The organism is Actinospica acidithermotolerans, assembly GCF_018139625.1.
GTDB classification, from domain to species: Bacteria; Actinomycetota; Actinomycetes; order Streptomycetales; family Catenulisporaceae; genus Actinospica; species Actinospica acidithermotolerans.
On sequence record NZ_JAGSOH010000252.1, the window covers coordinates 1 to 2,534 of the forward strand.

At 69.1% G+C, this 2,534-nt stretch carries 3 protein-coding genes; all 3 read right to left on the reverse strand.

Annotation, left to right across the window (positions count from 1 at the left end; genetic code table 11):
• Positions 1-68 precede the first annotated feature (68 nt).
• The 3 genes from istB to istA all read right to left on the reverse strand — a co-directional run bounded on the left by istB (position 69) and on the right by istA (position 2,465).
• The gene (gene istB / locus KDK95_RS34415; RefSeq protein ID WP_212522552.1) at positions 69-881 is read right to left on the reverse strand and encodes an IS21-like element helper ATPase IstB; all 813 of its coding nucleotides are present in this window, start codon (positions 879-881) and stop codon (positions 69-71) included.
• A 1-nt stretch (position 882) separates the two neighbouring features.
• The gene (locus KDK95_RS34420) at positions 883-1,131 is read right to left on the reverse strand and encodes a hypothetical protein (protein WP_212522553.1); all 249 of its coding nucleotides are present in this window, start codon (positions 1,129-1,131) and stop codon (positions 883-885) included.
• A 98-nt stretch (positions 1,132-1,229) separates the two neighbouring features.
• Complete coding sequence (gene istA, locus KDK95_RS34425) at positions 1,230-2,465, reverse strand: IS21 family transposase (protein ID WP_212522554.1); 1,236 nt, start codon at positions 2,463-2,465, stop codon at positions 1,230-1,232.
• Positions 2,466-2,534: the final 69 nt, after the last annotated feature.

Here is a 2,534-nt window from a genome sequence, read left to right on the forward strand (position 1 = left end):
TGTCAACGGCGGCTGAAAACTGACCCCCTGGCGCCGGTCGAATCTTGACCCCCTCGTGTGAATGTTCGTTACTGCTGGTGGCCGGCTGAGGCGGGGGTGGCCCGGCCGAGGTCGCGGTTTCTGGTGCGGTAGCTATCGCCCTTGAGGGCGTGGACCTCGGCGTGGTGGACGAGTCGGTCGATCATTGCGGCGGCAATGACGTCGTCGCTGAACACCTCTCCCCAGCGGCCGAACGGCATGTTGCTCGTGATGATCATGCTGGCCCGCTCGTACCTCGACGAGACCAGTTGGAAGAACAGGTTGGCGGCGTCGGGGTCGAACGGGAGGTAGCCGACCTCGTCAATGATCAAAAGTGGGTAGCGGGAGAGTTTGACGAGTTCTGCCGCCAATACGCCGTGTTGGTGGGCGGCGGCGAGGCGGGTGACCCAGTCGGCTGCGGTGGCGAAGGCGACCCGGTGTCCGGCCTGGCAGGCGCGCATGCCAAGGCCGATCGCCAGGTGCGTCTTGCCGGTGCCGGGCGGCCCGAGGAAGACGGCGTTGTCCTTGGCGGCGATGAAGTCCAGGGTGCCCAGGTGCGCGATCGCCTCGCGTCTGATCGAGCGCTGGTGATCGTAGTCGAATTCCTCGAGGGTCTTTCTCGCGGGGAACCGCGCGGCCTTGATCCGGATCTCGGCTCCGGAGGCGGAGCGGGTGGCGTTTTCGCGTTGCATGCAGGCGGCGAGGTATTCCTCGTGGGTCCAGTTCTCGGTGCGGGCGCGTTCGGCCAGGCGTTCGGCGGCCTCGGCGATCGCCGGGGTCTTCAGAGCCCGGGAGAGGTAGGCGATCTCGCCTCTGGTGTCGCGGCCGGTGGGTGCGGGTTTCTCGATGGTGCGGGCGGGCATGTCAGGCTCCTTGATCGGTCAGGGCGGGATGGGTCTCGGCCTGGCGGGCGGCATATTCGGCTGCGTGCGCGAGGCGGCGCAGGAACACCGCGGCCTGACGGCCGTCGCCGGGCAGGTCGAGTGCGACGGCGTCGGCGGGATCGCCGATGGTCAGGCGCGGCCCGCCGTAGCGCGGATCGCCGATGTACTCAAGTGCGGCGTCCGGGTCGCTGATGCGCAGCCGTGCGAAAAGCATGCTGCGTGTAGGCATGCCAGCCTCCTTGTCGGTGTCGGTGTCGGTGTCGGTTTCCGGGCAGGGCGCAGCAGGGGGCCGGATCCACGGGTGCGGACAAAGCCGGGCAGGAGGGGTCAGGCGGCCGGGGCGTCGGTCTCGACCAGGCCGAACATTGCGTCGTAGCGTGAGAGGTCGCGCACTTCGACCTCGTCCGGGTCGGGCTCGCGCACCGGGCGCAGGTGGGCGCGGCGCATCAAGGCGGCTGCCGCGGCGTGGTCGGCGTCGGTGATCGTCTGGTGCGGGGCCCAGGAGCGCGGGTGGCGGGCCACGAGCGTGCCGTCCATCGTCGCGGTCACCTCGTGCAGGTTGGCGCGCACCTGGATACGCCGGCCGATGGCGGCCGGGTCGACGGAGTAGTCGCAGGTATCGACCCGCACGTAGTGGTCGCGCGGCAGCCGCAGCGTGCGGTGCCAGCCGAGCGCCGGGGCGACCGGTGGCAGCGCCACCATCGCGGCCCGGTCCGCGCCCAGCCGGTCGATCGGCCGGCACTCGATGCGCCGGTGGTGCCGGGAGTTCGCCCTGATCAGCCAGGCGGACAGTTGCCGGTTGAAGTCGTGCGGCGAGGTGAAGGAGCGTCCCGGCATGAAGCTCGTCTCCAGGTAGCCGTTGGCTCGCTCCACCAGCCCCTTCGTTTCTGGATCACGGGGGCGGGCTTGGAAGATCGTGACCCCGAGGCTGCCGCGGAAGGCCTGGAACTCACCAGCCAGCACCGGCTTGCCAGACACCCACCGCCCGACCGCGCCCTCGTTGTCCCACACCAGCGTGCGGGCGACCGCACCGAGCTCGGCCAGCAGCTCCCAGTGCCCTGCGATCAAGTCCTCGGCATGCCGCGAGGGGATCATCCGGGCCATCAGATACCGGGAGTAGCCCGAAACCATCGTGAGCACCGGCGGGCTGCCGGCGTGTCCGGCTCCGAGCGGGATCTTCGCAGGCGGGAACCACAGGTCACACTGCATGACCTCACCCGGCTCGTACGTCGTGCGCGAAGCCGGGTCGGCCGGCTTGAACTCCGGGCGTATCTCGCGCACCCGGGCCCGGAACACCGTGATCGAACGATCCCAGCCGACCCGTTCGGCGATCACCGTGGCCGGCATCCACGGATCTGCTTTGAGACACTCCTTGATCCGCGGGACGAACGCATCCACCGCCGAGCCGGTCGGCGCCCGCACGTACTTCGGCGGCTCGACCGAGGCCAGTGCACGGCGAACCGTGTTCTTCGAGATCCCCAGGGCCCGGGCGATCCCCTTGATCGTCATACCCTCCGCGCGGGACAGCCGCCGGATCTCGGCCCAATCTTCCACGTTCAGCACCCTCCAGGCTAAGCAAGGGGGTCAACTTTCAACCGTTGCCTGGGGGTCAGTTTTCACTAGTCGCCGACA

Bases quoted from the DNA above. Each gene is read 5' to 3' on its own strand.
- istB (WP_212522552.1), bottom strand. From the start codon at position 881: ATGCCCGCCCGCACCATCGAGAAACCCGCACCCACCGGCCGCGACACC.
- KDK95_RS34420 (WP_212522553.1), bottom strand. From the start codon at position 1,131: ATGCCTACACGCAGCATGCTTTTCGCACGGCTGCGCATCAGCGACCCG.